The 23,144-nt window shown below is 45.8% G+C and carries 42 protein-coding genes; 37 read left to right on the top strand and 5 right to left on the bottom strand.

The genetic code is table 11. The annotated features are described in order from the left end of the window. The 32 genes from CLV27_RS02620 to rplQ all read left to right on the top strand — a co-directional run. Positions 1–171, top strand: a 171-nt coding sequence (locus CLV27_RS02620; RefSeq protein WP_486644306.1) for an EF-Tu C-terminal domain-related protein, incomplete at its 5' end; no start/stop codon positions are given. A gap of 15 nt (positions 172–186) precedes the next feature. After that, positions 187–498 (top strand): 30S ribosomal protein S10, encoded by a 312-nt coding sequence (gene rpsJ / locus CLV27_RS02625; RefSeq protein ID WP_132525551.1) that lies wholly within the window; start codon positions 187–189, stop codon positions 496–498. A 16-nt stretch (positions 499–514) separates the two neighbouring features. Beyond that, complete coding sequence (gene rplC, locus CLV27_RS02630; protein WP_132525553.1) at positions 515–1,138, top strand: 50S ribosomal protein L3; 624 nt, start codon at positions 515–517, stop codon at positions 1,136–1,138. Between the two features lie 10 nt (positions 1,139–1,148). Further along, positions 1,149–1,775, top strand: coding sequence for a 50S ribosomal protein L4 (gene rplD / locus CLV27_RS02635; RefSeq protein WP_132525555.1), 627 nt, complete (start codon positions 1,149–1,151; stop codon positions 1,773–1,775). Next, positions 1,772–2,095, top strand: a complete 324-nt coding sequence (rplW, locus tag CLV27_RS02640; protein ID WP_132525557.1) for a 50S ribosomal protein L23 — start codon at positions 1,772–1,774, stop codon at positions 2,093–2,095. The genes rplD and rplW overlap by 4 nt, the downstream gene beginning before the upstream one ends. 16 nt (positions 2,096–2,111) lie before the next feature. Further along, positions 2,112–2,939 (top strand): 50S ribosomal protein L2, encoded by an 828-nt coding sequence (rplB, locus tag CLV27_RS02645; RefSeq protein WP_132525559.1) that lies wholly within the window; start codon positions 2,112–2,114, stop codon positions 2,937–2,939. Between the two features lie 9 nt (positions 2,940–2,948). Further along, entirely contained in the window at positions 2,949–3,233 is a 285-nt protein-coding gene (gene rpsS, locus CLV27_RS02650; RefSeq protein ID WP_132525561.1) for a 30S ribosomal protein S19, read from the top strand. 13 nt (positions 3,234–3,246) lie between these two features. Then, positions 3,247–3,642: a 50S ribosomal protein L22 gene (gene rplV / locus CLV27_RS02655; protein WP_132525564.1), complete on the top strand. Its 396-nt coding sequence runs from the start codon at positions 3,247–3,249 to the stop codon at positions 3,640–3,642. A gap of 14 nt (positions 3,643–3,656) precedes the next feature. Next, entirely contained in the window at positions 3,657–4,355 is a 699-nt protein-coding gene (gene rpsC, locus CLV27_RS02660; protein WP_132525566.1) for a 30S ribosomal protein S3, read from the top strand. 2 nt (positions 4,356–4,357) lie between these two features. Further along, positions 4,358–4,786 carry a 50S ribosomal protein L16 gene (gene rplP, locus CLV27_RS02665; RefSeq protein ID WP_132525568.1) on the top strand — a complete coding sequence of 143 codons (429 nt, stop codon included), beginning with the start codon at positions 4,358–4,360 and terminating at the stop codon, positions 4,784–4,786. Positions 4,787–4,788: 2 nt separating this feature from the next. Then, on the top strand, positions 4,789–4,989 hold the full coding sequence (gene rpmC / locus CLV27_RS02670; RefSeq protein ID WP_132525570.1) for a 50S ribosomal protein L29: 201 nt from the start codon (positions 4,789–4,791) through the stop codon (positions 4,987–4,989). Between the two features lie 11 nt (positions 4,990–5,000). After that, positions 5,001–5,321 (top strand): 30S ribosomal protein S17, encoded by a 321-nt coding sequence (gene rpsQ, locus CLV27_RS02675; RefSeq protein WP_132525572.1) that lies wholly within the window; start codon positions 5,001–5,003, stop codon positions 5,319–5,321. A 28-nt stretch (positions 5,322–5,349) separates the two neighbouring features. Continuing rightward, entirely contained in the window at positions 5,350–5,718 is a 369-nt protein-coding gene (rplN, locus tag CLV27_RS02680) for a 50S ribosomal protein L14 (protein ID WP_132525574.1), read from the top strand. A 12-nt stretch (positions 5,719–5,730) separates the two neighbouring features. Then, complete coding sequence (gene rplX, locus CLV27_RS02685) at positions 5,731–6,084, top strand: 50S ribosomal protein L24 (RefSeq protein WP_132525576.1); 354 nt, start codon at positions 5,731–5,733, stop codon at positions 6,082–6,084. 21 nt (positions 6,085–6,105) lie between these two features. Further along, complete coding sequence (rplE, locus tag CLV27_RS02690; RefSeq protein WP_132525578.1) at positions 6,106–6,663, top strand: 50S ribosomal protein L5; 558 nt, start codon at positions 6,106–6,108, stop codon at positions 6,661–6,663. A 16-nt stretch (positions 6,664–6,679) separates the two neighbouring features. Further along, positions 6,680–6,865 carry a type Z 30S ribosomal protein S14 gene (locus CLV27_RS02695; RefSeq protein ID WP_132525580.1) on the top strand — a complete coding sequence of 62 codons (186 nt, stop codon included), beginning with the start codon at positions 6,680–6,682 and terminating at the stop codon, positions 6,863–6,865. A gap of 27 nt (positions 6,866–6,892) precedes the next feature. Then, complete coding sequence (rpsH, locus tag CLV27_RS02700) at positions 6,893–7,315, top strand: 30S ribosomal protein S8 (protein WP_132525582.1); 423 nt, start codon at positions 6,893–6,895, stop codon at positions 7,313–7,315. A gap of 21 nt (positions 7,316–7,336) precedes the next feature. Next, the gene (gene rplF / locus CLV27_RS02705; RefSeq protein ID WP_132525584.1) at positions 7,337–7,879 is read left to right on the top strand and encodes a 50S ribosomal protein L6; all 543 of its coding nucleotides are present in this window, start codon (positions 7,337–7,339) and stop codon (positions 7,877–7,879) included. Positions 7,880–7,896: 17 nt separating this feature from the next. Further along, positions 7,897–8,262, top strand: a complete 366-nt coding sequence (rplR, locus tag CLV27_RS02710; protein ID WP_132525586.1) for a 50S ribosomal protein L18 — start codon at positions 7,897–7,899, stop codon at positions 8,260–8,262. An 11-nt stretch (positions 8,263–8,273) separates the two neighbouring features. Continuing rightward, the gene (gene rpsE / locus CLV27_RS02715) at positions 8,274–8,831 is read left to right on the top strand and encodes a 30S ribosomal protein S5 (RefSeq protein ID WP_132525588.1); all 558 of its coding nucleotides are present in this window, start codon (positions 8,274–8,276) and stop codon (positions 8,829–8,831) included. A gap of 2 nt (positions 8,832–8,833) precedes the next feature. Next, the gene (rpmD, locus tag CLV27_RS02720; protein WP_132525590.1) at positions 8,834–9,019 is read left to right on the top strand and encodes a 50S ribosomal protein L30; all 186 of its coding nucleotides are present in this window, start codon (positions 8,834–8,836) and stop codon (positions 9,017–9,019) included. A 1-nt stretch (position 9,020) separates the two neighbouring features. After that, entirely contained in the window at positions 9,021–9,479 is a 459-nt protein-coding gene (rplO, locus tag CLV27_RS02725) for a 50S ribosomal protein L15 (RefSeq protein ID WP_132525592.1), read from the top strand. Beyond that, positions 9,476–10,810, top strand: coding sequence for a preprotein translocase subunit SecY (gene secY / locus CLV27_RS02730; protein WP_132525594.1), 1,335 nt, complete (start codon positions 9,476–9,478; stop codon positions 10,808–10,810). Before rplO ends, secY begins: the two co-directional genes overlap by 4 nt. Next, positions 10,807–11,370: an adenylate kinase gene (locus tag CLV27_RS02735; RefSeq protein ID WP_132525596.1), complete on the top strand. Its 564-nt coding sequence runs from the start codon at positions 10,807–10,809 to the stop codon at positions 11,368–11,370. Before secY ends, CLV27_RS02735 begins: the two co-directional genes overlap by 4 nt. After that, positions 11,363–12,145, top strand: coding sequence for a type I methionyl aminopeptidase (gene map, locus CLV27_RS02740; RefSeq protein WP_132525598.1), 783 nt, complete (start codon positions 11,363–11,365; stop codon positions 12,143–12,145). Before CLV27_RS02735 ends, map begins: the two co-directional genes overlap by 8 nt. Positions 12,146–12,189: 44 nt before the next feature. After that, positions 12,190–12,408 (top strand): translation initiation factor IF-1, encoded by a 219-nt coding sequence (gene infA / locus CLV27_RS02745; protein ID WP_013637833.1) that lies wholly within the window; start codon positions 12,190–12,192, stop codon positions 12,406–12,408. Between the two features lie 61 nt (positions 12,409–12,469). Beyond that, positions 12,470–12,586, top strand: a complete 117-nt coding sequence (gene rpmJ / locus CLV27_RS02750; RefSeq protein WP_013537040.1) for a 50S ribosomal protein L36 — start codon at positions 12,470–12,472, stop codon at positions 12,584–12,586. A gap of 11 nt (positions 12,587–12,597) precedes the next feature. Then, positions 12,598–12,978, top strand: a complete 381-nt coding sequence (gene rpsM, locus CLV27_RS02755; RefSeq protein WP_132525600.1) for a 30S ribosomal protein S13 — start codon at positions 12,598–12,600, stop codon at positions 12,976–12,978. A gap of 16 nt (positions 12,979–12,994) precedes the next feature. After that, the gene (rpsK, locus tag CLV27_RS02760) at positions 12,995–13,384 is read left to right on the top strand and encodes a 30S ribosomal protein S11 (protein ID WP_132525602.1); all 390 of its coding nucleotides are present in this window, start codon (positions 12,995–12,997) and stop codon (positions 13,382–13,384) included. Between the two features lie 12 nt (positions 13,385–13,396). Beyond that, positions 13,397–14,023 carry a 30S ribosomal protein S4 gene (gene rpsD, locus CLV27_RS02765; protein WP_132525605.1) on the top strand — a complete coding sequence of 209 codons (627 nt, stop codon included), beginning with the start codon at positions 13,397–13,399 and terminating at the stop codon, positions 14,021–14,023. Positions 14,024–14,049: 26 nt separating this feature from the next. Then, a complete protein-coding gene (locus CLV27_RS02770; RefSeq protein WP_132525606.1) occupies positions 14,050–15,006 on the top strand; it encodes a DNA-directed RNA polymerase subunit alpha in 957 nt (318 codons plus the stop codon). Further along, positions 15,003–15,401: a 50S ribosomal protein L17 gene (rplQ, locus tag CLV27_RS02775; protein WP_132525607.1), complete on the top strand. Its 399-nt coding sequence runs from the start codon at positions 15,003–15,005 to the stop codon at positions 15,399–15,401. The genes CLV27_RS02770 and rplQ overlap by 4 nt, the downstream gene beginning before the upstream one ends. Before the next feature lie 35 nt (positions 15,402–15,436). Here the strand turns inward: rplQ and CLV27_RS02780 are convergent, their stop codons facing one another. Genes CLV27_RS02780 through CLV27_RS02790 form a run of 3 tightly spaced genes read right to left on the bottom strand, consistent with a single transcriptional unit; the run spans position 15,437 to position 17,151 of the window. Then, a complete protein-coding gene (locus tag CLV27_RS02780) occupies positions 15,437–15,694 on the bottom strand; it encodes a cell division topological specificity factor MinE (protein WP_132525608.1) in 258 nt (85 codons plus the stop codon). A gap of 3 nt (positions 15,695–15,697) precedes the next feature. Continuing rightward, a complete protein-coding gene (minD, locus tag CLV27_RS02785) occupies positions 15,698–16,495 on the bottom strand; it encodes a septum site-determining protein MinD (RefSeq protein ID WP_132525609.1) in 798 nt (265 codons plus the stop codon). Next, the gene (locus tag CLV27_RS02790; RefSeq protein WP_132525610.1) at positions 16,495–17,151 is read right to left on the bottom strand and encodes a septum site-determining protein MinC; all 657 of its coding nucleotides are present in this window, start codon (positions 17,149–17,151) and stop codon (positions 16,495–16,497) included. Before CLV27_RS02790 ends, minD begins: the two co-directional genes overlap by 1 nt. Before the next feature lie 59 nt (positions 17,152–17,210). Between CLV27_RS02790 and speB the strand changes: the two genes are divergently transcribed. The 3 genes from speB to CLV27_RS02805 are packed head-to-tail and all read left to right on the top strand — an operon-like array spanning position 17,211 to position 19,941. Then, positions 17,211–18,017: an agmatinase gene (gene speB, locus CLV27_RS02795; RefSeq protein ID WP_132525611.1), complete on the top strand. Its 807-nt coding sequence runs from the start codon at positions 17,211–17,213 to the stop codon at positions 18,015–18,017. Between the two features lie 2 nt (positions 18,018–18,019). Continuing rightward, entirely contained in the window at positions 18,020–18,886 is an 867-nt protein-coding gene (gene speE, locus CLV27_RS02800; RefSeq protein WP_243644855.1) for a polyamine aminopropyltransferase, read from the top strand. An 11-nt stretch (positions 18,887–18,897) separates the two neighbouring features. Next, positions 18,898–19,941 (top strand): bis-aminopropyl spermidine synthase family protein, encoded by a 1,044-nt coding sequence (locus CLV27_RS02805; protein WP_345775891.1) that lies wholly within the window; start codon positions 18,898–18,900, stop codon positions 19,939–19,941. A 33-nt stretch (positions 19,942–19,974) separates the two neighbouring features. Here CLV27_RS02805 and CLV27_RS02810 read toward each other — a convergent pair whose 3' ends face one another. Continuing rightward, entirely contained in the window at positions 19,975–20,667 is a 693-nt protein-coding gene (locus CLV27_RS02810) for a thermonuclease family protein (protein WP_132526166.1), read from the bottom strand. A 477-nt stretch (positions 20,668–21,144) separates the two neighbouring features. Between CLV27_RS02810 and CLV27_RS02815 the strand changes: the two genes are divergently transcribed. Then, positions 21,145–21,681 (top strand): hypothetical protein, encoded by a 537-nt coding sequence (locus CLV27_RS02815; RefSeq protein WP_132525613.1) that lies wholly within the window; start codon positions 21,145–21,147, stop codon positions 21,679–21,681. 5 nt (positions 21,682–21,686) lie between these two features. On the opposite strand, the gene CLV27_RS02820 is transcribed toward CLV27_RS02815, so the two are convergent. Then, positions 21,687–21,959, bottom strand: a complete 273-nt coding sequence (locus CLV27_RS02820) for a hypothetical protein (RefSeq protein WP_132525615.1) — start codon at positions 21,957–21,959, stop codon at positions 21,687–21,689. Between the two features lie 214 nt (positions 21,960–22,173). On the opposite strand from CLV27_RS02820, the gene CLV27_RS02825 reads away from it, so the two are divergent. Further along, positions 22,174–23,124: an IS5 family transposase gene (locus CLV27_RS02825; RefSeq protein ID WP_243644856.1), complete on the top strand. Its 951-nt coding sequence runs from the start codon at positions 22,174–22,176 to the stop codon at positions 23,122–23,124. Positions 23,125–23,144 lie beyond the last annotated feature (20 nt).

Raw genomic sequence — 23,144 nt, forward strand, 5'->3', positions numbered from 1 at the left:
ACAGGAAAGGTTAAGCTTCCAGAAGGCGTAGAGATGGTAATGCCCGGAGACAACGTTACCTTTGAGGTAGAGCTTCTCAAGCCAGTAGCTATTGAGGAAGGGCTCAGGTTTGCTATTCGTGAAGGTGGAAAGACCGTTGGTGCTGGTGTAGTTACTGAAATTCTTGACTAATCAGAGGGGTAGGTAATGGCTCAGGATCGCATAAGAATAAAACTAACGGCTTACGACCATAGACTTCTTGATAGGTCAGTTCAGGAGATTATTGATACAGTCAAGAGGACCGGTGCTATCGTTGCCGGTCCCATCCCTCTTCCAACAAAGCGCTCAGTGTGGAGCGTTATTAGGTCTCCTCACAAGTACAAGTACTCACAGGAGCAGTTTGAGATTAGAAGACACAGAAGGCTTCTTGACATTAAGAATCCAAAGCCTCAAACCGTGGAAGCTCTTATGGACCTCAAGCTTCCCGCCGGTGTTGATGTAGAGATTAAGCTTGACTAAGTGAAGAGGTGTAAGGATGAAAGGGATTCTCGGTAGAAAAGTAGGAATGACTCAAATCTACACAGAGGACGGCAGGGCAATAGCCGTTACCGTTATAGAAGCAGGTCCTTGTGTGGTTGTTCAGAAGAAAACTCCTGAGAAGGACGGCTACTCTGCCCTGCAGCTCGGTTTTATGGAGAAGAACAAGCCTGAGGACTGGTTCCCTAAACCTCTCCTTGGCCACTTCAAGAAAGCCGGCATAAAGCCGACAAGGTGGCTGAAAGAGGTAAAGTTTGACAACGTTGACCAGTACAACGTTGGTGACAGAATAACCGTTGAAATTTTCAAGCCCGGTGAGAAGGTTGACATCACCGGAAAGTCCAAAGGTAGAGGATTTGCCGGTTACCACAAGAGGCACGGTTTCAAAGGAGGTAGGAGGTCCCACGGTTCAGACTTCCACGAGGGTCCCGGTTCTATCGGTGCATGTGCCGACCCCGGAAGGGTTCACAAGGGTAAGAGGATGGCCGGTCACTACGGAAACGAGACAGTGACCGTTAAGAACCTTGAAATCGTTGATGTGATTCCTGAGAAGAACCTTCTCCTTGTTAAGGGTGCTGTTCCCGGACACAAAGGAGGACTTGTTATAGTCAAAGGAAAGTAAGGGGTGAGAAATGGAGCTTAAGGTAGTGAATGCACAGAATCAGGAAGTTGGAACTGTTACTATAAAGGACGAGATAGCCAATGCTCCTATAAAGAGGCATGCCGTTTGGGAAACTGTTAGGTGGCAGCTTGCAAAGCGTAGGCGCGGAACTCACTCCACGAAGACCCGTGGAGAAGTAAGGGGTGGCGGTAGGAAGCCGTGGCCCCAGAAGCATACAGGTAGGGCCCGTCAGGGTTCTATCAGGGCTCCCCAGTGGGTCGGTGGTGGTGTAGCCCACGGTCCAAAGCCGAGGGATTACTACTACCCACTTCCTAAGAAGGTTAGGAAAGTAGCCCTTAGGAGCGTCGTTGCTGGAAGGCTCCGCGAAGGAAACGTTATAGTTGTTGAGGACTTCTCTTTTGAGAAGCCAAAGACAAAGCAGGCTGTAGAGTTTCTCAAGAACTTAGGCCTTGAAAACGAGAAAGTGCTCATCGTTGTTCCATCTGACCTTGACGTGAACACCTACCTTTCCTTCAGGAACCTTCCTAACGTTAAGCTCCTTCCAATTGAGGGACTCAACGTTTACGACGTCCTCTGTTACAACAAGTGCATCTTCTTTAAGTCAACCCTACCCAAGTTAGAGGAGAGGTTATCATGAGAACTCCCTATGATATAATCCTGCGCCCGATAGTTACAGAAAAGAGCGTAAGACTTGCCAACCTTGAGGTTAAGAGCTCCAAGACAAAGGAGAAGAGGAAGATAACAAAGCTCACCTTTGAAGTTGCGATGGACGCTACCAAGCCGGAGATAAAGGAAGCCGTTGAGAAGATTTTTGGCGTCAAGGTTGAGAAAGTTAACACGATGATCGTCAAGGGTAAGAGGAAGGGTATCAGGTTCTTGAGGGGCAAGAAGAGAGACTGGAAGAAGGCAATCGTTACCTTAAAGCCCGGCTACGAGATTGACCTTGAGAAACTCTAAGTGAAGGAGTAAAGAGATGGGAATTAAAAGGTTTAAGCCATACACCCCGTCAAGACGTTTTATGACGGTTTCAGACTTCTCTGAGATTACAAAGACCGAGCCCGAAAAGTCCCTTACAGTTGGTTTCGTAAGGGGAACTGGTAGGAACAATCAAGGAAGGATTACCTGTCGCCACAAAGGTGGTGGACACAAGAGACGTTACAGGATTATAGACTTTAAGCGTGACAAGATAGGTGTTCCTGCCAAGGTAGTTGCCATTGAGTACGACCCCAACAGGTCTGCAAGGATTGCCCTCCTTGTTTACGCTGACGGTGAAAAGAGGTACATCCTCTGGCCGGACGGCCTTAAAGTTGGCGATACTGTAGTATCCGGCCCTGACGCTGAAATAAAGGTTGGTAACGCTTTACCTTTAAGGAACATTCCTGTAGGTACAATCGTTCACAACGTTGAGCTCAAGCCCGGTAAGGGTGGACAGCTTGCAAGGGCTGCCGGTGCCTTTGCTCAGGTTATGGGTAAGGTTGGCGACTACGCTCAGCTGAGACTTCCATCTGGTGAGCTTCGTCTTGTTCACCTTGACTGCATGGCAACGATCGGTCAGGTCGGAAACCTTGACCACGAGAACATCGTTCTCGGTAAGGCTGGACGTTCCAGATGGCTCGGTATAAGGCCTACCGTTCGTGGTACTGCTATGAACCCAGTTGACCACCCCCACGGTGGTGGTGAGGGTAGAACCTTCGGTAAGCATCCTGTTACTCCTTGGGGTCAGCCAACCAAGGGATACAAGACGAGACGTTCCAAGAAGTACTCTGATAGGTTTATCATTAAACGTCGTAATGAGAAATAGGAGGTCTAAATGGGACGTTCACTGAAAAAGGGTCCCTACGTGAACCCTAAGATACTCAAGAAAGTTCGTAAGATGAATGAAACTGGCGAGAAGAAGGTTATCAAGGTGTGGGATAGAGCCTGCACCATCGTTCCAGAGTTCGTTGGTCACACCTTTGCCGTTTACAACGGCCAGAAGTTCATCCCCGTTTACGTTACCGAGCAGATGGTAGGTCACAAGCTTGGTGAGTTTTCCCTTACAAGAACCTTTAGAGGTCACGCTGGTCAGAAGCAGAAAGTTGCCAAGAAGAAGTAAGGAGAGGTAGGAAATGGCAGTTGAGCAGAGGGAATACTACAGAGAAGGTGAGAGGGGTTTTGAAACCCCTCAGGAAGCAAGGGCTATCTGGAGAAGGGCCAGAATGTCGGCCTCTAAGGTGAGGCTTGTGATTGATCTCATTAGAGGTAAGCACGTAGACCAAGCCCTTGCTATCTTGCAGAACTCTCCAAAGAAAGCTGCAAGGATGATAGAAAAGGTTTTAAAGAGTGCTATTGCTAACGCTGAGCAAAAAGGGCTTAACCCAGAAGAGCTCGTTGTTAGGAGGGCCTATGTTGACGAAGGTCCAACCATGAAGAGGGTTAAGCCCAGAGCTATGGGTAGGGCTAACATTATCAGAAGGAGAACCTGCCACATTACCGTTGTGGTAGGTTTACCGGAAAAAAAGTAATTCGGGGGTAAACCTTGGGACAGAAAGTACATCCTATCGGGTTTAGGCTTGGTATCACTAAGGACTGGGAGTCCAAGTGGGTAGTTAAAGAGAAGAGCAAGTACGTTCAGTTTCTCCACGAGGACATCAAAATCCGTGACATCATCAAGAAGAAGTACTACCACGCCGGTATAGCAAGGATTGATATTGAGAGAACCCTTGACAGAATTAACATCAGGATTTGGGCAGCTCGTCCCGGTCTTCTCATTGCAAGGAAGGGAGCAGAGGTTAAGGCTCTCAGGAGATACCTTGAGGACTTAACAGGAAAGAGCGTTTACATCAACATTGAAGAGGTTAAGTACCCACAGCTCAATGCTCAGCTTGTTGCTGAGAACGTTGCGCAGCAGCTAGAACGCCGTGTGGCGTTCAGGCGCGCTATGAAGAGAGTTATCGCCGATGCTATGAAGGCTGGTGCTAAGGGTATTAAAGTTCAGTGTGCCGGAAGGCTTGGCGGTGCCGACATGGCAAGGACTGAATGGTACCGTGAAGGTAGGGTACCGTTGCAGACAATTCGTGCCGACATAGATTATGGCACTGCAATTGCCAAGACCAAGTACGGTGTTATCGGCGTTAAGGTTTGGATCTACAAGGGTGATGTTTACAAGGATGAGACTGAAGAGCTCCTCAAGAAGATTGAGAAAGAAGTAAAACAGGAGATGGAGAGAGGTAGATAACCATGTTGATGCCAAAGAGGACAAAGTTCAGAAAGCAGCAGAGAGGAAGACTCAAAGGAAAGTCTTACAGGGCTAACAGGCTTGCCTTCGGCGACTTTGGCATACAGGCCTTAGAGCCTGCCTACGTTACGACTAACCAGATAGAAGCTGCAAGGGTTGCAATTACAAGGACGATGAAAAGGGGCGGTAAGGTCTGGATTAGGATATTCCCTGATAAGCCTTACACCAAGAAGCCCCTTGAAACCCGTATGGGTAAGGGTAAAGGTAACGTTGAAACGTGGGTGGCAAAGGTTCTTCCCGGCAGAATCATGTTTGAAGTTGCCGGGGTAGCCGAAGACGTTGCTATGGAAGCTTTAAGGCTTGCCATCCACAAGCTTCCTATGAAGTGCAGAATCGTTAAGAGAGAAGAAACTCCAGCTGGTGAGGAGTAAAGATGAAGAAGCTCACAGAAGAACTCAGGCAGAAGTCAACCGAAGAGCTCCAAAAGATGGTCGTTGAGCTTAAGGAGAAGCTCCTTAAGCTCAGGTTTAAGAACGCTTACGGTCAGCTTGAAAACCCTATGGAAATTAGAAAGACGAGAAAACAGATTGCCCGCATTCTTACCATCCTCAGAGAACGCGGCGTTAAGGTTTAATGGAGGATACTATGGCTAAGACCAAGAGAGTAAACAGAAGGAAGGTAAGGATTGGCGTTGTAGTTAGCGATAAGATGGACAAAACGGTAGTTGTTAGGGTTACGAGGGAATTTAGACATCCCCTCTACGGTAAGCGCGTTAAGCGCTCCAAAAAGTACATGGCACACGACGAGAACAACGAGTGCCGTATAGGCGATATTGTAAAAATCATGGAAACGAGGCCACTCTCCAAGCGTAAAAGGTGGAGAGTGGTTGAAATTATAGAGAGAGCTAAGAGGGTTGGAGAGGTAGCCGACGAAGTTCTTGATACCTCTCCGGATAACCCTTCATAACAGACTACTCCACTAAAGGAGCGGAAAGATGATTCAGGTTCAGACATACCTTAACGTTGCCGACAACACCGGAGCTAAGAGAGTCCAGTGCATTAGGGTTCTTGGCGGTTCTAACAGGAAGTATGCCTCCTTAGGAGACCAGATAGTTATTACCGTCAAGGAGGCTGCTCCTAACGCAACCGCCAAGAAGGGAGAAGTTTACAGGGCAGTTGTTGTCAGGGCTAAAAAAGAGGTAAGACGCCCTGACGGTACTTACATCAAGTTTGATGACAACGCCGTGGTTCTCCTCAACAAACAGGGAGAGCCACTGGGAACGCGTATCTTAGGTCCCGTTGCAAGGGAAGTAAGGCTTAAAGGCTTTGCTAAAATCGCCTCACTTGCTCCGGAAGTCATCTAAGGGAGGATTCTAATGGCTAAGAAGAAGTTCAAGATAAAGGCCGGCGATAAGGTTATCGTGATTGCCGGCAAGGACAAGGGAAAGGTCGGAAAGGTCTTAAAGGTCCTTCCGGAAGAAGAGAGGGTTATTGTTGAGGGCGTTAGGATAGTTAAGAAGCACTTAAAGCCAAGCCCTAAGTATCCAGAGGGTGGAATTATTGAGAAAGAAGCTCCTATCCACATCAGCAACGTTATGCTCGTTGACCCTAAAACTGGAAAGCCGACAAGGGTCGGCATAAAAATCGTTGACGGTAAGAAGTACAGGTACGCCAAGCGTTCTGGCGAGATAATTGACGAAATCAGCAAACCCCAGAAGGCGGGTCGGTAATCCGCTAACAAAGGAGGTATTATGGCAGAAGAGAAGTACGTTCCAAGGCTAAAGAAGAAGTATCAAGAAGAGGTAGTTCCGGCACTTATGAAGAAGTTTGGCTATAAGAACATTATGGAAGTGCCGAAGATTGAAAAAATCGTTGTAAACATGGGTGTTGGCGAGGCCGTTCAGAACATAAGGGCTCTTGAGAACGCAATGAACGACCTCGCCCTCATTACAGGGCAGAAGCCTTCCGTTAGGAGGGCGAAGAGATCTGAAGCCGGATTTAAGCTCCGTAAAGGTATGCCCATCGGAGCTAAGGTTACCCTCAGAAGGGACAGGATGTGGGATTTCCTTGATAGGCTCATCTCAATAGCCCTTCCGAGGGTGAGGGACTTTAAAGGTCTCTCTCCTAAGTCCTTTGACGGTAGGGGTAACTACAACTTCGGTCTTGAGGAGCAAACCGTCTTCCCCGAAATTGACTACGACAAGGTTGACAAGATTAGGGGAATGAACATTACTATCGTTACGACTGCTGAGACCGATGAAGAGGCTAAAGCTCTCTTGGAACTTCTTGGCTTCCCATTCAGGAAGTAACTTTTAGGGAGGAACTATGGCAAGGAAAGCGTTAATCGTTAAGGCTCAGAGAGAGCCAAAGTTTAAGGTTAGAAAGTACAACAGGTGTCCCCTCTGTGGACGTCCGAGGGGATTTATAAGGGCCTTTGGTATGTGCAGGCTTTGCTTCAGGACTCTTGCCCTTCAGGGTAAGATTCCCGGAGTTAGAAAGGCAAGCTGGTAAAACTTCATTTGGAGAGGTAGAGCGGCCATGATGATAGATACGGTAGCAGATTTCCTTACGAGGATAAGGAACGCAAACCTTGTTTACCACGAGTATACAGATGCTCCTTACTCAAAGGTTAACGAGGCTATCGCAAAGATTCTTAAGGAAGAAGGTTTTATAAAAGATTACGAGATAAGGGAAGAGCCCTTTAAGAGGGCTAAGAACCCTGAGAACAAGAAGAAGGTATTAAGGATTTACCTCAAGTACGGTCCAAACAAGGAAAGGGTTATCAACGAGATTAAAAGGGTTTCTAAGCCCGGTCGTAGAATTTACGTTGGCAAGGATGAGATTCCTCTCGTAAAGGCTGGACTTGGAGTTGTTATTCTCTCCACGAACAAGGGAATCATTCCCGGCTATAAGGCCAGAAAGCTTGGAGTTGGTGGAGAGGTTCTCTGTTACGTCTGGTAAAACCATTAAAGGAGTGGAGAGATGTCAAGAGTAGGAAGAATGCCCGTTGAGATACCGGAAGGCGTTACAGTTGAGGTTAAACCGGGTAACCACGTAATTGTAAAAGGACCTAAGGGACAGCTTGAGTATACTTTCAATCCAAAGCTCACAATAAGGGTTGAGGACAACAAAGTTATCGTTGAGAGACCTAACGACGACAAGCAGATGAGAGCTCTCCACGGAACTACGAGAGCTCTCATCAACAACATGGTTATCGGTGTTTCTAAAGGTTTTGAGAAGGTTCTTGAAGTTAAAGGTCTCGGTTACAGGGCTTTCGTTAAGGGTGATACTTTGGAGCTCCACCTTGGATTCTCCCACCCTGTCCTCTACAAGATCCCTGAGGGTATTCAGATTGAAGTTGACAGGGAAAACAACATTTACGTTCGCGGAATAGACAAACAAAAAGTTGGACAGGTTGCTGCTGAGATTCGTTCCTTTAGACCTCCAGAGCCTTACAAGGGTAAGGGTATCAGGTATAGAGGCGAGAGAATTATTCTCAAGGCTGGTAAATCTGCCAAGAAGTAACTGAAAGGGGAGAAGAGATGGCGAAGCTAACAAGGAGAGAGAGAATACGTAAAAGGCATATGAGGGTAAGGAAGAAAGTCTTTGGAACTCCTGAAAGGCCAAGGCTTGCTGTTTACAAAAGTTTAAAGCACATCTACGCTCAGATCATTGACGACACAAAGGGCGTTACTCTTGTAGCTGCTTCTACCCTTGACAAGGAGATTAGGCCTCGTATGCCTGAGCTTACAAAGACACAGGAGGCCTACGAGGTAGGAAAGCTTATTGCAAAGAGAGCCCTTGAAAAGGGCATCAAGAAGGTTGTCTTTGACAGGGGCGGTTTCATCTATCACGGTAGGATTAAAGCCCTTGCAGAAGGTGCAAGGGAAGGTGGACTTGAATTCTAAGGAGGTAGTTGATGGCTGAGAGGGTAAGACCTGAAGGGCTTGAGCTTAAGGAGAGGCTTGTTCATATCAACAGGAACGCAAAAGTTGTTACCGGTGGTAGGAAGTTTAGTTTTACGGCCTTTGTCGTAGTTGGCGATGGAAAAGGTGTCGTAGGCTTTGGTAGAGGTAAAGCTGCTGAAGTTCCAGATGCCATCAGAAAGGCCGTTGAAGACGCCAAGAAGAACCTCATAAGGGTTCCTGTTGTTGATGGAACAATTCCCTTTGAGGTTGAGGCAAAGTTTGGCGCTTCCAAAGTAATAATGAGGCCTGCTGCTCCCGGTACTGGAGTTATCGCTTCTGCTCCAGTTCGTGCTGTTCTTGAGTCCGCTGGAATAACAGACGTTCTTACGAAGGTTATCGGTTCTACAAATCCCCATACAGTTGTAAGGGCGGTGCTTAAGGGACTGGAACAGCTTAAAACTCCTGAGGAGTTTGCAAGACTCCGCGGTGTTCCTGTTGAGGAGCTTAGGAAGCGCTGGAAGCTCCCCGGTAGGAAGGTAACGAAGGAAGGTGAAATCATCAGGAGGTAACCATGGCTAAGGTTAAGATAACCCTCATTAGAGGTCTTGCTGGAAAGAGCAGAAGAAAGAGGGCTACCCTTGAGGCCCTCGGTCTTCGCAAGAGGGGTGCTACTACAGTTAAGGAGCTTAACCCTGCTATACAGGGTATGATTGAGAAAGTTAAAGAGCTTGTAAAAGTTGAACCTGTGGAGGAGTAAAATGGAGCTCAGGTTAGATAACTTAAGACCAAACCCCGGTGCTGTAAGGGAGAAGAAGAGAGTAGGTAGAGGTCACGGTTCTGGCCACGGTAAGACTTCCGGAAGGGGTCAGAAGGGGCAGAAGGCCCGTTCTGGATGGAAGGGAGGAACAAGACCCGGATTTGAGGGTGGACAGACTCCTCTATATATGAGGTTCCCCAAGAGGGGATTCTCCAACGCTCCATTTAAGAAGGAGTACGCCATCGTTAACGTTAAGGACTTAGAGGAGAGGTTTGAGGACGGCGCTGTTATCACCCCTGAGGTTTTAAGGGAAGCTGGCCTTGTTAAGAAGAAGCTCCCTGTGAAAATCCTTGGGGACGGTGAGCTTACCAAGAAGTTTACTGTTAAGGCTCACAAGTTCTCTGCTTCTGCTAAGGCCAAGATTGAGGCTGCCGGGGGCACCTGCGAGGAGATAGAATGAACCTTTCAAAGATTCTCGCCAACGTAACGGAAGTCCCTGAGCTTAGAAAACGTTTTATCTTCACGATGTTGCTCCTAGCCGTTTACAGGCTGGGAGCTCATATTCCTACTCCCGGAATAGACGTTTTAGCCCTTTCTGAATTTTTTAAGAAGGCACAGGGGACTGTTTTTGGTTTTATGGACGTATTTTCTGGAGGAGCTCTAAGCAAACTAACGATATTTGCCCTCGGCGTTATGCCCTACATTAGTTCCGCTATTATTATGCAGCTTCTGACCGTTGCGGTTCCCTCCATTGAAAGGTTGGCAAAAGAGGAGGGAGAGTACGGTAGGAGAAAAATTAACCAGTATACCCGTTACGGGGCTGTCCTTTTAGCTTTTATACAGGCCTTAGGTATTGCTATCGGTCTTCAGTCTATGAAGAGTCCGACAGGTGTTCCAGTTGTTCCCAATCCCGGTTTTACCTTTATTTTTGTCTGTGTTACCTGCCTTACTGCCGGTGCAACTTTCTTAATGTGGCTTGGTGAGAAGATAACGGAAAGGGGCATCGGTAACGGTATGTCAATTCTTATCTTTGCTGGAATCGTCTCTCGCATTCCCAACGCTGTTTTTACTATGTTCACAATGCTAAAAAACGGCGATATGACCCTTTTTAAGGCCATAGGTGTTGTCGTAATCATCCTTGCCATGATTGCGGCCATTGTCTACATACAGGAGGCCGAAAGGCGCGTTCCCCTCCACTATGCAAGGAGAATTGTCGGCACTCTCTCTGTTGGAAGTTATGCAAGCTACCTTCCTATAAAGCTGAATCCAGCTGGCGTTATCCCGATTATCTTTGCAGCTTCTGTTCTCATGTTCCCAGCAACCATCGTTAAGTTTATCCACCACCCAATTGCTCAGGCAATCTACGACTTTCTACAGCCGGGAAGTCCTGTTTACCTTGCTGTTTACGGAGCTCTCATTTTTTTCTTCACTTACTTCTACACTGCCGTTATCTTTAACCCGGAAGAAATTGCCGAAAACCTAAACAAGCACGGCGGTTTCATTCCCGGAGTAAGGGCTGGTAGCGATACGGCCAAGTACCTTGACAGGATAGTTTCAAGGCTAACCTTTGCCGGAGCAGTTTTCCTAACCCTTGTGGCGATTATTCCCCTTGTCATTACTCAAAAGATGCAGCTTCCCTTCTACTTTGGAGGAACTGCGATTCTCATCGTTGTAGGGGTCGCCCTTGATACCCTGAGGAGAATGGAGGCTTACGCTCTTACCCTTTCCTACGAAGGTTTCTTAGGAAGACGCAGGCGTAGGATGAAACTTGGTGCTGGAGGTGCAAAGTGATAAAGGTCGTTTTTTTAGGACCTCCCGGAGCAGGTAAAGGAACTCAGGCAGTTAGAATAGCGGAAAAGTACAACGTTCCCCATATCTCAACTGGAGATATCCTGAGAGCAGCTGTTAAGGAGGGAACAGAGCTCGGGAAACTTGCAAAATCCTACATGGACAGGGGAGAGCTCGTCCCCGATGAGGTCATCATCGGAATCATTAGGGAAAGGCTCTCTCAGCCCGACGTAAAGGAGAGGGGTTTTATCCTTGATGGATTCCCAAGAACGATAGCTCAGGCCGAAGCCCTTGATGAGTTGCTCAAAGAGCTCCAGCTCCCCCTTGACAAAGTTATCTACCTAAATGTTGACGATGAAGAAATAGTTAAGAGGCTCTTGGCTCGTGGAAGGGCTGATGATACAGAGGACGTTATAAGGAACAGGCTTAAGGTTTACAGAGAGCAGACTGCTCCTCTTGTTGACTACTACACTGAGAAAGGCCTCCTTGTGGAAATCTGCGGCGTTGGCGAAATTGAAGAGATTACAAAGAAAATTGAGGAGAGTTTAGGGTTAAATGATTAAGACTCTCAGAAGAACGAAGCACGGCATAATCCTTAAAACTCCGGATGAGATAGCGAAGCTCCGGACTGCCGCCGCGACGACTATGGAGATACTCTTAAAAATTGCAGAGCAAATAGCTCCGGGGATGACGGGGCTTGACGTTGATAAGCTTGCAAGGAGCTACTGCAAGGAGTACGGCGTTAAGCCTGCATTCCTCGGTTACGGTGGCTTTCCGGGAGCTATCTGCGTTTCCGTTAACGAGGAGGTCGTTCACGGCCTTCCAACAAAGAACAAAGTATTCAAGGAAGGAGACATAGTAAGTCTTGACTTTGGGGCGGTAGTTGACGGCTGGATAGGCGACGTTGCCGTAACTGTCCCCGTTGGAAAAATCTCTGAAAGGGCTCAAAAACTCATAGACGTTACCAGAGAGTCCCTCTACAAAGGTATAGAAGCTGCTAAAGCAGGTGGAAAGCTCATAGACATTTCAAGGGCTATCCAGAAGTACGTAGAGTCCCACGGCTTTAACGTAACTCGCGGTTACGCGGGACATGGTATTGGCCGTTCCCTCCACGAAGAGCCCCAGATTACCAATTACGTTTATAAGGGATACCCGGATATAACCTTAGAGCCGGGTATGACTTTTGCTATTGAGCCGATGGTTAACGAGGGAACGGGGAAAGTGAAGGTGAAGAGGGATAGGTGGACAGTAGTCACGAAGGACGGAAAACTGTCTGCCCACTTTGAGCACGATATTGCTATTACAGAAGAAGGGACTATAATTATGTCCGCAATTTAACCTTATGTTAATTAGGGGTAAACCCTCTAAGCTTAGGAGAAAGGATGGCGAAGGAAAAAGGTATTCAGGTAGAAGGAAAAGTAGTAGAGGCGCTTCCCAATGCTTACTTTAAGGTAGAGCTGGACAACGGCCATCAGGTGCTTGCCCACGCTTCAGGTAAGATGAGAGTTCACTTCATAAGGATTCTGCCAGGCGACCGTGTGGTCGTTGAGCTTAGCCCCTACGATTTGACGAGGGGGAGGATTATCTACAGGAAAGGATAACCGTCCCTTTATATACCGCGGCTGTTTGGCACTAAACCACTAATAAGGGAGAGGTACACAGATGAAGGTGAGGCCATCTGTAAAGAAGATTTGCCCCAAGTGTAAGATTATCAGGAGAAAAGGGGTTGTAAGGGTTATCTGTGAAAACCCCAAACACAAACAAAGACAGGGTAAGTAAGGAGGCTAAAGGTGGCGAGGATAGCAGGAGTTGACATTCCGGATAACAAGAAGGTTCCTTACTCTCTCGCTTATATCTACGGTATTGGAATTAAGACCGGCTTTAAGATTTGCGAGAAGGCTGGAATTGACCCAGAGAAGAGGGTCAAGGAGCTAACTGAAGAGGAAATTGCAAAAATCAGGAAGATTATTGAGACAGAGTACAAGGTTGAGGGTGACCTCAGAAAAGAAATTGCTATGAACATCAAGCGCCTCATTGAAATTGGCTGCTACAGGGGCGTTCGTCACAGACTTGGTCTTCCTGTAAGGGGCCAGAGGACCAGAACTAACGCAAGGACCAGAAAAGGTCCTAGGAAGACTGTTCCCGGTAAGAAGAAGGCAACTAAGAAGTAATTAGAGGAGGTTATTTATGGCAAGGGCCAAAAAGGCTAAAAAGAAACAGAAGAGGACCGTTACTTTTGCAATAGCCCATATACAAACAACTTTCAACAATACCATTGTTACCTTTACCGATAAGGACGGTAACACTCTCTGCTGGGAGAGCGGTGGAACTGTTGGATTTAAGGGAACGAGGAAGAGTACCCCTTACGCCGCTCAGCTTGCCGCCACAAGGGCAGCTGAGAGAGCTATGAAAGAGTTCGGCGTAAGGGACGTTGAAATTAGAATCAAAGGAAACGGTGGCGGAAGGGAGACGGCTATCAAGGCTATTGCTGCTGCTGGCCTCAACGTAAAGGCTATTAAGGATGTTACTCCTATTCCCCACGACGGCTGCAGACCACCAAAAAGAAGAAGGGTGTAACGGAGGTAGTAGATGGGAAGGTATACAGGACCTAAGTGGCGTATTGCCAGACGTCTTGGTGTTAACATATACGTTGGTGAGGAGAAAACTCTCAAGGGTAAGTCCATTCTTGATAGAAGACCCTATCCTCCGGGCCAGCACGGCCGTACAAGGCGTAAGCTCTCCTACTACGCTCGCCAGCTTATGGAGAAGCAGAAGGTTAAGTACTACTACGGCGTGAGGGAGAGGCAGTTTAGGCGCTTCTACGAGATGGCCGAGCGTATGAAGGGCCAGACCGGTGAGAATCTCCTCAAGCTCCTTGAGAGCAGGCTTGACAACGTTGTTTATAGGCTCGGTTTTGGTAAGTCCCACAGGCACGCAAGGCAGCTTGTTGTTCACGGTCACATCCTTGTAAACGGAAAGAAGGTTGACAGACCTTCTTACCTTGTAAAGCCGGGAGATGTAATTGAAGTTAAGGAGAAGAGCAGGGATATCCCTCAGATTAAGGAAGGAATGGAGCTTGCCCAGAAGAGGGGAATCCCGTCCTGGCTTGAGCTTGACCCAGAGAACTTTAAGGGTATTGTAAAGGCAGAGCCTACAAGGGAGGAAATAGAGATTCCAATTGAGGAACACCTCATTGTTGAGCTCTACTCCAAGTAATAGTTAATCGTAATCTGGAGGAAATAATGGTTGAATTTATAACTCCTGAGAAGTTTCTCTGGGAGGAACACACGGACACTTACGGCAGGTTCGTGGTTGAGCCTCTTGAGAAGGGTTACGGTATTACCATAGGTAATGCTCTCAGGAGGGTCCTCCTCTCTTCTATTGAAGGTGCAGCTCCGACTGCTGTGAAGTTTGAGGGCGTTTACCACGAGTTTTCCACAATCCCGGGTGTTGTTGAGGACGTTGTTGAGATCGTCCTTAACATAAAACAGCTCCGTTTTGTTCTTCACGGAGAAGGCCCTGTGTTTATAGAGCTCAAAAAGAAGGGGCCGGGAAAGGTTTACGCTAAGGATTTTGTCCTTCCTTCTCAGGTGGAGCTCCTCACTCCTGACCAAGAGATTGCCACCCTTGATAACGAGAACGCTGAAATTGAGATTCACCTGAGGATTGACAAGGGTAAAGGGTTCGTTCTGTCAGAGGATATTCAGGAAATTTTTGACATCACGACCATAGGCTGGATTCCCCTTGATGCAGACTTCTCTCCTATCAAGAAGGTTGCTTTTAGGGTAGAAGATACTAGGGTTGGAAGAAGGACGGACTACAACAAGCTCACCATGGAGATATGGACCGACGGAAGCATTACCCCGAAAGATGCTGTTGTGAGGGCCTCAAACATCCTGATTGAGCACTTCTCTACTATCAGGGACAGGCTCGTTGAGGCTATCTTCGCAACAGCTCAGCCCCAAGAAGTAAAGGAAGAAGAAAAGCCAGAAGTATATGAGAAGTCCCTTGAAGAGGCTGGACTTAAAGGTAGAGCTCTAAAAGTTCTCGTTGAAAACGGAATAACAACTGTGGGAGACCTTGTTAAGCTTACAAAGAAAGAGCTTGAGAGCATTAAGGGTCTTGGTAAGAAGTCACTTGCAGAGATAGAGAAGTTCCTTGCTTCTCTTGGATTTGAACTTGGAGGTGGGCAAGAATGAGACACAGAGTAAAGGGAAAGAAGCTTGGAAGGCCGACTGAACATAGAATGCTTATGCTTAGAAACCTTGTAACCGACCTTATGGAGCACGGTAAAGTTGTAACTACGATCGCAAGGGCTAAGGAGCTTAAGAGACTTGCAGACAAAGTTATCACGAAGGGTAAGCAGCAGGATAAGGTAAAGGCTATAAGGGACGTCCTTGCAATAGTAACTCGCAAGGATATAGCCTACAAAGTTGTAAACGAGATTGCTCCAAAGTACGCTAACAGGAACGGTGGTTATACAAGACTTCTTCACTACGACTTCAGAAAGGGAGACGCAGCTCCTACAGCTATAGTTATGCTCGTTGAGCCTGACGTGAAGGAAACTGCTGAGGAACAGTCACAGGAACAATAACAATACAGGGCCTCCGGAAGGGGGCCTTTTAATTTTTAGTTATTCCTGACAGGAACTTCTATTTCAATCTTGCCTTTACTGTTTTCTTCGTTAGCTATGTTTATCGTAACGCCTGAGGCATCAATAAAAGGAAAATCCTTGAGAGCTTTCAGTATCGCGTCCTTTACAGCTTCTACTGCGTTTGGTGGTAAACCTGCCCTGTCGTACTTAAGTATCAGCTGTAGGCGTTTCTTGGCTATTTCCTTCGCAGGAGGCCTGCTAAAGGCTTCTTTTATTTTATCTACAAATCCCATTGTTTACTCTCCTCCAAAGAGTTTCTTTAGCTTGTCAAGGAAAGACTCGTTATAGGAAAGGTCAAGGAACGGGACTTTTTTGCCGAGGAGTCTCTCAGCTATATTCCTAAAGGCCTTTCCTGCTATTGAATCTTCAAAGAGGACTGCAGGCTCTCCTCTGTTTATGTAGGAGACCATGTTCTTATCTTCGGGTACTATTCCTATAAGTTCAAGGCCTAAAATCTGGACGACGTCGTCAGCGTCCATCATGTCTCCTCTCGCTACCTTTTTGGGGTCAAGCCTGTTAACTATAAGCTTGGGTTCGGGCTTACCCATTGCCTCGCAGAGTCCCGTTACCCTATCGGCATCCCTGATAGATGCCATTTCAGGGTTGGCAACAACGATAATTGTGTCGGCAGGCAGAACGGCAGTTTTAAAGCCTTCCTCAATACCGGCAGGGGAGTCAATGAAGATAAAGTCAAACTTTTCCCGTAATTTCTCAACAATATTTACAAGGTCCTCAGGCTTTACAGCACTTTTATCCTTAGTCTGGGCAGCTGGAAGGAGGTATAGGTTCTTGGTTTTTTTGTCCTTTACTAAAGCTTTCTCTACGGGACAGACCCCTTCTATGACGTGGACAATATCGTAGACTATCCTGTTTTCAAGTCCGAGAACAAGGTCAAGGTTCCTGAGGCCAATGTCTGCGTCTATCGCTACTACCTTGTAGCCTTTAGCTGCAAGTGCAGTTGCCACGTTACCCGTAACGGTACTTTTACCAACTCCTCCCTTACCTGACGTGATACATATTACCTTGTCCGCCATTATCTCCCCTTCTTTCCGTTTTGTGGTTCTAATTTGATTTCTCCATCTTTTACCTTTACTCTAAAGTTTATATACTTTTCGTTCCTGTCAAAAATGAGTTCCTTACCGCAGAGTTCCAGCCTCGGAGCCTGAAAGAAGAGAGCTCTGACCTCCCCACTTGTCTTTCCAATACCGGCTTTAACAGTTCCTCTTAAGTTACCCATGACGTAAACGTTTCCCCCGGCCTCAATCTCTGCGCCGGGATTGACATCACCCATTACTACTAAATCTCCCGTTGAAGTTATTTTATCTCCAGACCTGAGGGTCTTCCTTACAAATTTTACCTCTTCGGTTTCAGCCCTCTCCTTCTCCCTTTCAAGTTCCATACTTGATAGGTCACAGGGTATATTTAACTTTATACAAAGTTCCCTGTTCTCCTTTAAGTTGGTTTTCAGCCCGCAGAATGTCAACTCTTCCATGCTGTGTAGGAAATCGCTTAGCTCTTTTACCTCTTCCTCTTTAAGAACTTTATTTTCTACTGAAATTATAAACCTCGCTCCCCGTAAAAGCTGTTTTTTCTCAAGGATGAATTTTTTTATCTCCTCAACGTTGAAGCTCTTTTCATCGGTGAGGAGCTCTATGGCAATTACGTTCGTTCCCCTCAGTTTAAACTTCATTTCATAAAATTCTCCTGTCTGCCGCTTTGGTGACAATTCTACCAATTTTCGGGGGTAGTATGGAGTTTCTATGTGCCTCTTCAGAGGGGAAGATTACTCTCTTTGGAATACCCTTTGACTCAACTACCTGCTTTAGGCCGGGGACACGCTTTGGCCCAGATGGCGTAAGGTTCTTTTCAGAAAATCTTGAAGATTACAGCCCAGAGCTTGACAAAAGCCTTCAGGATGTTGCTTTTAGGGATGTAGGGAATGTTGAAGTTCCAGCTACACCGGAAGGAATGATTAAAGCTGTTGAGTCGTTCATGGAAAGCGTAGAAATACCGGTAATGATTGGGGGGGAACATTCTGTTACCTATCCTGTTGTAAAGTCTCTGGTTGAGCGTTACGGGGAGTTAACGGTAGTTCAGTTTGACGCCCACGCAGACCTTAGGGATGAGTACACCGGCACGAAGTTTTCCCACGCCTGTGTTATGAGAAGGATTTTGGAGTTCGGCTGCCATTTGATTCAAGTGGGAATCAGGAGTGGAACGAGGGAAGAATTTGAGCTTATGAAGAGTTGTGAGAGGATAACCTTCTTAAAAACTCCTAAGGAGCTCCCAATTGTTCTTGGAGATGTAAATACACCCATTTACTTTACTATTGATATTGACTTTTTTGACCCGGCCTTTGCTCCCGGAACGGGTACTCCAGAGCCGGGAGGTTTCTCTCCGCTTGAATTCTTTGAGGCGATTTATAAATTACCACCTGCACTGAACGTAGTTGGATTTGATGTCGTAGAAATTTCTCCTCCTCTTGACCCGTCGGGAATTACCCAGATGCTTGGAGCTAAGGTGGTTAGGGAGCTCATTCTAAAGTTCTGGGGGTAGATGTGGAGCTCTGGTTTACGGAATTTTACAAAGGCGAAGGAATGGACTTACAGGGAACGGGGTTAACAGTTAAGGTCAAGAATGCAGTTTCTGCGAAAACTCCTTTTCAGGAAATTCTTCTCCTTGATACCGTTGACTACGGTAAGATGCTCGTCCTTGACGGTGCAATTCAAACAACCGAAAAGGATGAGTTTATATACCATGAGATGATAGTTCACCCAGCTCTTTTTACCCTTGGCAGGAGACCTGAAAGGGTTCTCGTTATTGGCGGTGGGGATGGTGGAACAGTTAGGGAGATTTTAAAGCACGACCCGGAAAAGGTTGATATGGTTGAGATAGATAAGGAAGTTGTTGAGTTTGCAAAGAGGGAGCTCCCTACCATCTCTTGCGCCCTTAATGACGAAAGGGTTAACCTGATTTTTGCTGACGGAAGGGAGTTTATAAGAGGAAAAGAGGAAGTTTACGACGTCATAATTGTTGATTGTTCAGACCCTATAGGTCCTTCAAAGGTTCTCTACGAAAAGGGATTTTACGAGGATGCGAGGAGAGCTCTCAAAGAGGGGGGTATCTTTGTAACCCAGTCTGAATCCCCCTTTGCCCAGAAGAGGGTTCACGGGAAAGTAGTTGATGAGTTAAAGAAAGTCTTTCCCATAGTTAGACCTTACCTTGCTTTTATTCCTACTTACCCTTCAGGTATGTGGAGTTTTACAATTGGTTCTGTAAAGGCCGACCCTCTGGCTGTAGAAAAGGAAAAGCTTAAAGAGAGCTACATTAAATTTGTTGAGGAAAAGGGGGAGCTTAAATACTACAACCCAGACATTCACTACGGAGCTTTTGCGATTCCAAACTTTGTATATAGGGAGGAGTAAAGATGGAAATACTGGAGCAGATTGCTAAGGAAGCAGAGGCAAACACACAAGTGCCTGCCTACGGAAGGAGCGTAGAGAAGGTAATTGCAGCTATCATGTCTTCTTCAAACTTCTGGAGAATCGTTGACCTTTCCGATGAGCCACTGCCACTCGTCGCAGAGATTCTAAAGCTCCTCAACAAGCGTGACCTTGTTGCCTTTGAAGGAACTCAGATTCTCCTGACAGAGGCAGGAGCTGAGCTTGCAAAGAAGGCTGGAATAGAGCCCTTTGCATCCCACAGGTGTCCTACCTGTAAAGGAAGAAGCGTAGTTATTGATGCCCTTAAGCCTGCCTTTGAGAAGTTCCTCAAGATACAGGAGAATAGACCACCTGCTATCCACCAGTACGACCAAGGCTACGTTACACCTGAAAACACTTTTGCAAGGGTAGCCCTTGCCGATGACAGGGGAGACCTTAGGGGTAAAAAGGTTATCGTTCTTGGTGATGACGACTTAATGAGCATTGCCTTAGCTCTTACAGGACTTCCGGCTAAGGTAACCATCCTTGAGATTGATGAGAGGCTTGTAAACTTCATCAAGGAAGTATCTGAGGAGTACAACTTAAACATTGACGCAAGGGTTCACGACTTAAGAGAGCCACTTCCTGAGGACGTTGTAGGTGCTTACGATACCTTCTTCACAGACCCACCTGAAACCGTTGAGGCTATCAAGGCCTTTGTTGGTAGGGGTGTAGCTACACTTAAGGGTGAAAGGTGTGCAGGATACTTTGGCGTTACAAGGAGGGAGTCCTCCCTTGACAAGTGGAGCAGGATACAGAAGGTTCTACTTGACATGGGACTTGTAATTACTGACCTCCTCCACAACTTCAACGAGTACGTAAACTGGGACTACTACCAAGAGATGAGGGGATGGCAGCTTACTCCCGTTAAAGAGCCTCCAAAGGACATCTGGTACAGGTCTACACAGTTTAGGGTTGAGACCGTTAGGGGCTTTAAAGGCTTTAATGATCCAATCGTTGGAGACATCTACAACGACGCAGAGAGCTCTACAACCTAAATATTCGGGGCAGGCCCAGCCTGCCCTGTTCTACTAATATCTACATAGCCTTTCGCAGGGGATGCCATCTCCGTCTCCATCCAACCGCGTTAAGCCGCAAACTTTGAAGTAGAACATAGCTTCTTCACAGGAGTTCATCTGAAAACAATACTTCTTTTCACCACATGTAAAATCTTCGCCGATTGGAGTCTCTTCTCTACTATCTTCCCAGAGTCCCCTTTGGTTTTCTACGGCGTACTTGAAAGCTTCTCTCAGTTCTTCTTCATACTCCGGCTCTAATGGATATTGAGTGAGTAAGTAGGCATAACCGTCTTCTAACATTGCTTTATTGATGAATTCTCCATCTGGCGTGAAGACATAGGCTAAAATCCTTCCGTAACGGTCCCTGTGTTTTGTTTGGGCGTTGTTTTCATCGTAAACTAAACACACTTCTTCGTAGTCTGCAAGGAGTTCCTTCAGGTGTTTTCTCGCTTCCTTTCCAAGCTTGACTATGGTTTCCACGTCTAAGTGGTTTTTCCTTGCCTGATAGTAGGCCCTACGATTTTTTCTACTCTCCGGAGTGTCTATGCCCAAAAGCCTTACGGAGGTTCTCTTTCCGTTGAATAGTATTTTTATTGTGTCCCCATCAATAACGTAGAGGAACTTGTAGCACTCCTCGGCGTAAGAAGTAAGAGTTAGAAAAATGCTCATGAGGAGTACAGTGATACTTCTGACTACACCTTTCATTTTCCCCTCCTTTTGTAGTTTTTTTATCTATAGCAGGCTTTAGAAGTCCCTCCTTAAGTTTTTAATTTTTTCAACTTCTAAAAAATGCACTACTTATTTTTCCATATTTTGAGAGTTTTTTATAAGAACTTTCCTTACTCCCCTTTAAGGCAAAGAACTACGACACTCTTACAGGTGGAGGTCTTCTTTCTATGCACAGGGATTCCCTTTCCCTAAACGACAGGGAAGAGGTCTTCGGAGCTCTTAACTTCATATTTGGTTCTCAAAGATCGGTCTTTGTAAACAGCTGTTTACGCTAAAGAATGCAAATGATTGTTTACAGAGTGTCAAGGGGTGAGGTAATCATGAACAACCCACCACGACAAAAGCGTTAAGAGGGATAAGAAACGGTTGAATTAGGGAAAGAATGCTTGGTAGTTGTTGAGGCACTAATAAGTTGGTTATAACTTATAAAGTAGTAACTGGGAGGAGGGGTAGATGGAAAAAATAGTAGTGGATGTCTTTCTGTCGGAAATAGAACAACAATGCAAGTTTGCATCCATTGCTGTAAAACAAATGTCTGCCGGATTAAGTAACAGAGATTCCAATTTGTTTTGGTATGCAATGCAAAGCTTTTTAATAGCTGTAGCAAATATTTCCAAAATTCTTTGGCCACAATGTTCTGGCTCTAAAGAAAGAGGGAAAAAGTTGAGGGAAATTTTGGGTATTAGAGGTGATTCTCCTATAAGACATAGGAGATTTAGGAATCACTTTGAACATTTTGATGAAAGGATAGAAGAATGGGCATCGTCTTCAAAAAGACGCAACTTCGTTGACTTAAATATATGTTCACCGGGTATGATAGTTGGAATAGATCCTGAAGATATTCTTCGCAATTTTGATCCTAAAACTTGGACACTCACTTTTAGAGGAGAGGTATACAAGCTAAAACCAGTTATGGATGCTATCCAAGACCTTCATCAAAAAGTTTTAGAGCCAAGGGACAAGCGTTGGAATAGAAGTGTTAACAGATGAAAGAATTAAGAGAGGTCAGACGAATTTCTACTTCTCTTCTTTGCATAAAGATATACAGCATAGCCAATAAACATTGTTATCAGAACTTCAATCAAAAGAAGAAGGGCATCAACTTTTAGTGGATACTTAGTATCAATTTTGAATTTTTCCCATATAGGCCCAAATCCCCAAGATATGTAGTTCCCAGCTGGTAAAGCTCTTAATTTTGGAGGAAAGAGAAACTCCAACAAACACAAGAACCCTGTTAGAATTAAAATTAGCTCCCTTTTTACACTCATAAAACCTACAACCTCGGGAAGGATTAGCTGTATTTTACCACAGCATGTAGAACTACTTCCATGAGCAAGCGGTATACAAATGGGGCAGAAACTTTTGTGGCCAAGTGGGGGAGGGGGATTTAAAATGAAGAGAGTGTGATAGTTGAGAAGTTGTTAACCTTTTGAGGGTGTTTGAAAATTGCCGAAGTGAAAGAAAAAGCCTACCTTCCCCGGCATGAGACCAAAAAAACTTCATCCCAAAAGACTCTTAAAAGAAGTCAACTACTACATGCGCCGGAGAGGTAGGCCAATAAAAAGTTATTTCAAAACTTCTAAAAGGGGAAGACCTCCAAAGTATCCAGACGACATAATTCTCCTAATGCTCTTCCTACAAGTTATTTGGAAACTCTCATTTAGAGAAGTTGAGGATTTCGCAGTTAATATCTTCGGAAGAGAAAACGTCCCAGATTTTTCTACTTACTACTACAGGCTAAAACATCTACCTTCCTTACTCTTAATAGACTTCCTTAACTTCTTATCTTCCAAACTGCTCAAGAAATATCACAAGAGGATAGTAGCCCTAATATTTGACGGAACAGGGTTTAAGTATGACGAGCTTTATCCGCTGAAGATACTTAGAGGAGGAGAGATAAAGCAGGTAAAGAGTCATGTAAAGACGGTAATTTTGAGTGCTCATCTTGGAAATGGTAAACGGTTCATAGTATCGCTTTCCTGTGGTAGAAGTTACTCCTCAGAAGTGAAACTTGCTCAAGAAGTTCTCAATTTTGTTTTTCACTCAAATACAGTTTACTGCTACCTGAAAGGGAAACCGGTGTTAGGGGATAAAGCTTATGACAACGAAGAATTTATCAGTGAACTGTTGCTTTTAGGTCTTAAACCTTACATCAAGGTTAGGGAGAGTTTTAGGAAGAGGGTAGTATCTTCTATTAGGAGATTGTGTAAAGGTCTTGTGGAGGGGAATAGTCTTTATAGGAAACGAGGGATGGTAGAGGGGATATTTGGGGAGGTTAAGCAGGCGTTAGGGAGCTATGAGAGGACTAAGGACTTTCAGATAGCTCAGTTGTTTGTGATTGCCAAGTTTTGTGTTTTCAATCTCTGGGTTCTTGCTTTGGTCATTCGGATTTTTCAAACAGTCTCCATTCTTGATTTGACACTTCGTTCTTAATGAGATACATTTCTATTAAA

It is taken from the genome of Phorcysia thermohydrogeniphila, from assembly GCF_004339575.1.
Classification (GTDB): Bacteria; Aquificota; Aquificia; order Desulfurobacteriales; family Desulfurobacteriaceae; genus Phorcysia; species Phorcysia thermohydrogeniphila.

What these genes read in the sequence shown, in the direction of transcription:
- CLV27_RS02695 (WP_132525580.1), top strand. Translation starts at nt 6,680, where the DNA reads ATGGCAAGGAAAGCGTTAATCGTTAAGGCTCAGAGAGAGCCAAAGTTT.
- rpsS (WP_132525561.1), top strand. Translation starts at nt 2,949, where the DNA reads ATGGGACGTTCACTGAAAAAGGGTCCCTACGTGAACCCTAAGATACTC.
- rplD (WP_132525555.1), top strand. Translation starts at nt 1,149, where the DNA reads ATGGAGCTTAAGGTAGTGAATGCACAGAATCAGGAAGTTGGAACTGTT.
- rplC (WP_132525553.1), top strand. Translation starts at nt 515, where the DNA reads ATGAAAGGGATTCTCGGTAGAAAAGTAGGAATGACTCAAATCTACACA.
- rplX (WP_132525576.1), top strand. Translation starts at nt 5,731, where the DNA reads ATGGCTAAGAAGAAGTTCAAGATAAAGGCCGGCGATAAGGTTATCGTG.
- rplB (WP_132525559.1), top strand. Translation starts at nt 2,112, where the DNA reads ATGGGAATTAAAAGGTTTAAGCCATACACCCCGTCAAGACGTTTTATG.
- CLV27_RS02825 (WP_243644856.1), top strand. Translation starts at nt 22,174, where the DNA reads ATGAGACCAAAAAAACTTCATCCCAAAAGACTCTTAAAAGAAGTCAAC.
- CLV27_RS02810 (WP_132526166.1), bottom strand. Translation starts at nt 20,667, where the DNA reads ATGAAAGGTGTAGTCAGAAGTATCACTGTACTCCTCATGAGCATTTTT.
- speB (WP_132525611.1), top strand. Translation starts at nt 17,211, where the DNA reads ATGGAGTTTCTATGTGCCTCTTCAGAGGGGAAGATTACTCTCTTTGGA.
- rpmJ (WP_013537040.1), top strand. Translation starts at nt 12,470, where the DNA reads ATGAAGGTGAGGCCATCTGTAAAGAAGATTTGCCCCAAGTGTAAGATT.
- rpsD (WP_132525605.1), top strand. Translation starts at nt 13,397, where the DNA reads ATGGGAAGGTATACAGGACCTAAGTGGCGTATTGCCAGACGTCTTGGT.
- CLV27_RS02770 (WP_132525606.1), top strand. Translation starts at nt 14,050, where the DNA reads ATGGTTGAATTTATAACTCCTGAGAAGTTTCTCTGGGAGGAACACACG.
- rpsQ (WP_132525572.1), top strand. Translation starts at nt 5,001, where the DNA reads ATGGCTAAGACCAAGAGAGTAAACAGAAGGAAGGTAAGGATTGGCGTT.
- map (WP_132525598.1), top strand. Translation starts at nt 11,363, where the DNA reads ATGATTAAGACTCTCAGAAGAACGAAGCACGGCATAATCCTTAAAACT.
- rpsJ (WP_132525551.1), top strand. Translation starts at nt 187, where the DNA reads ATGGCTCAGGATCGCATAAGAATAAAACTAACGGCTTACGACCATAGA.
- secY (WP_132525594.1), top strand. Translation starts at nt 9,476, where the DNA reads ATGAACCTTTCAAAGATTCTCGCCAACGTAACGGAAGTCCCTGAGCTT.
- CLV27_RS02815 (WP_132525613.1), top strand. Translation starts at nt 21,145, where the DNA reads ATGGAAAAAATAGTAGTGGATGTCTTTCTGTCGGAAATAGAACAACAA.
- CLV27_RS02820 (WP_132525615.1), bottom strand. Translation starts at nt 21,959, where the DNA reads ATGAGTGTAAAAAGGGAGCTAATTTTAATTCTAACAGGGTTCTTGTGT.
- CLV27_RS02790 (WP_132525610.1), bottom strand. Translation starts at nt 17,151, where the DNA reads ATGAAGTTTAAACTGAGGGGAACGAACGTAATTGCCATAGAGCTCCTC.
- CLV27_RS02780 (WP_132525608.1), bottom strand. Translation starts at nt 15,694, where the DNA reads ATGGGATTTGTAGATAAAATAAAAGAAGCCTTTAGCAGGCCTCCTGCG.
- rpsK (WP_132525602.1), top strand. Translation starts at nt 12,995, where the DNA reads ATGGCAAGGGCCAAAAAGGCTAAAAAGAAACAGAAGAGGACCGTTACT.
- rplO (WP_132525592.1), top strand. Translation starts at nt 9,021, where the DNA reads ATGGAGCTCAGGTTAGATAACTTAAGACCAAACCCCGGTGCTGTAAGG.
- rplV (WP_132525564.1), top strand. Translation starts at nt 3,247, where the DNA reads ATGGCAGTTGAGCAGAGGGAATACTACAGAGAAGGTGAGAGGGGTTTT.
- rplE (WP_132525578.1), top strand. Translation starts at nt 6,106, where the DNA reads ATGGCAGAAGAGAAGTACGTTCCAAGGCTAAAGAAGAAGTATCAAGAA.
- rplW (WP_132525557.1), top strand. Translation starts at nt 1,772, where the DNA reads ATGAGAACTCCCTATGATATAATCCTGCGCCCGATAGTTACAGAAAAG.
- rpmC (WP_132525570.1), top strand. Translation starts at nt 4,789, where the DNA reads ATGAAGAAGCTCACAGAAGAACTCAGGCAGAAGTCAACCGAAGAGCTC.
- rplP (WP_132525568.1), top strand. Translation starts at nt 4,358, where the DNA reads ATGTTGATGCCAAAGAGGACAAAGTTCAGAAAGCAGCAGAGAGGAAGA.
- rplN (WP_132525574.1), top strand. Translation starts at nt 5,350, where the DNA reads ATGATTCAGGTTCAGACATACCTTAACGTTGCCGACAACACCGGAGCT.
- rplF (WP_132525584.1), top strand. Translation starts at nt 7,337, where the DNA reads ATGTCAAGAGTAGGAAGAATGCCCGTTGAGATACCGGAAGGCGTTACA.
- minD (WP_132525609.1), bottom strand. Translation starts at nt 16,495, where the DNA reads ATGGCGGACAAGGTAATATGTATCACGTCAGGTAAGGGAGGAGTTGGT.
- rpsE (WP_132525588.1), top strand. Translation starts at nt 8,274, where the DNA reads ATGGCTGAGAGGGTAAGACCTGAAGGGCTTGAGCTTAAGGAGAGGCTT.
- infA (WP_013637833.1), top strand. Translation starts at nt 12,190, where the DNA reads ATGGCGAAGGAAAAAGGTATTCAGGTAGAAGGAAAAGTAGTAGAGGCG.
- rplR (WP_132525586.1), top strand. Translation starts at nt 7,897, where the DNA reads ATGGCGAAGCTAACAAGGAGAGAGAGAATACGTAAAAGGCATATGAGG.
- rpsH (WP_132525582.1), top strand. Translation starts at nt 6,893, where the DNA reads ATGATGATAGATACGGTAGCAGATTTCCTTACGAGGATAAGGAACGCA.
- rpmD (WP_132525590.1), top strand. Translation starts at nt 8,834, where the DNA reads ATGGCTAAGGTTAAGATAACCCTCATTAGAGGTCTTGCTGGAAAGAGC.
- rplQ (WP_132525607.1), top strand. Translation starts at nt 15,003, where the DNA reads ATGAGACACAGAGTAAAGGGAAAGAAGCTTGGAAGGCCGACTGAACAT.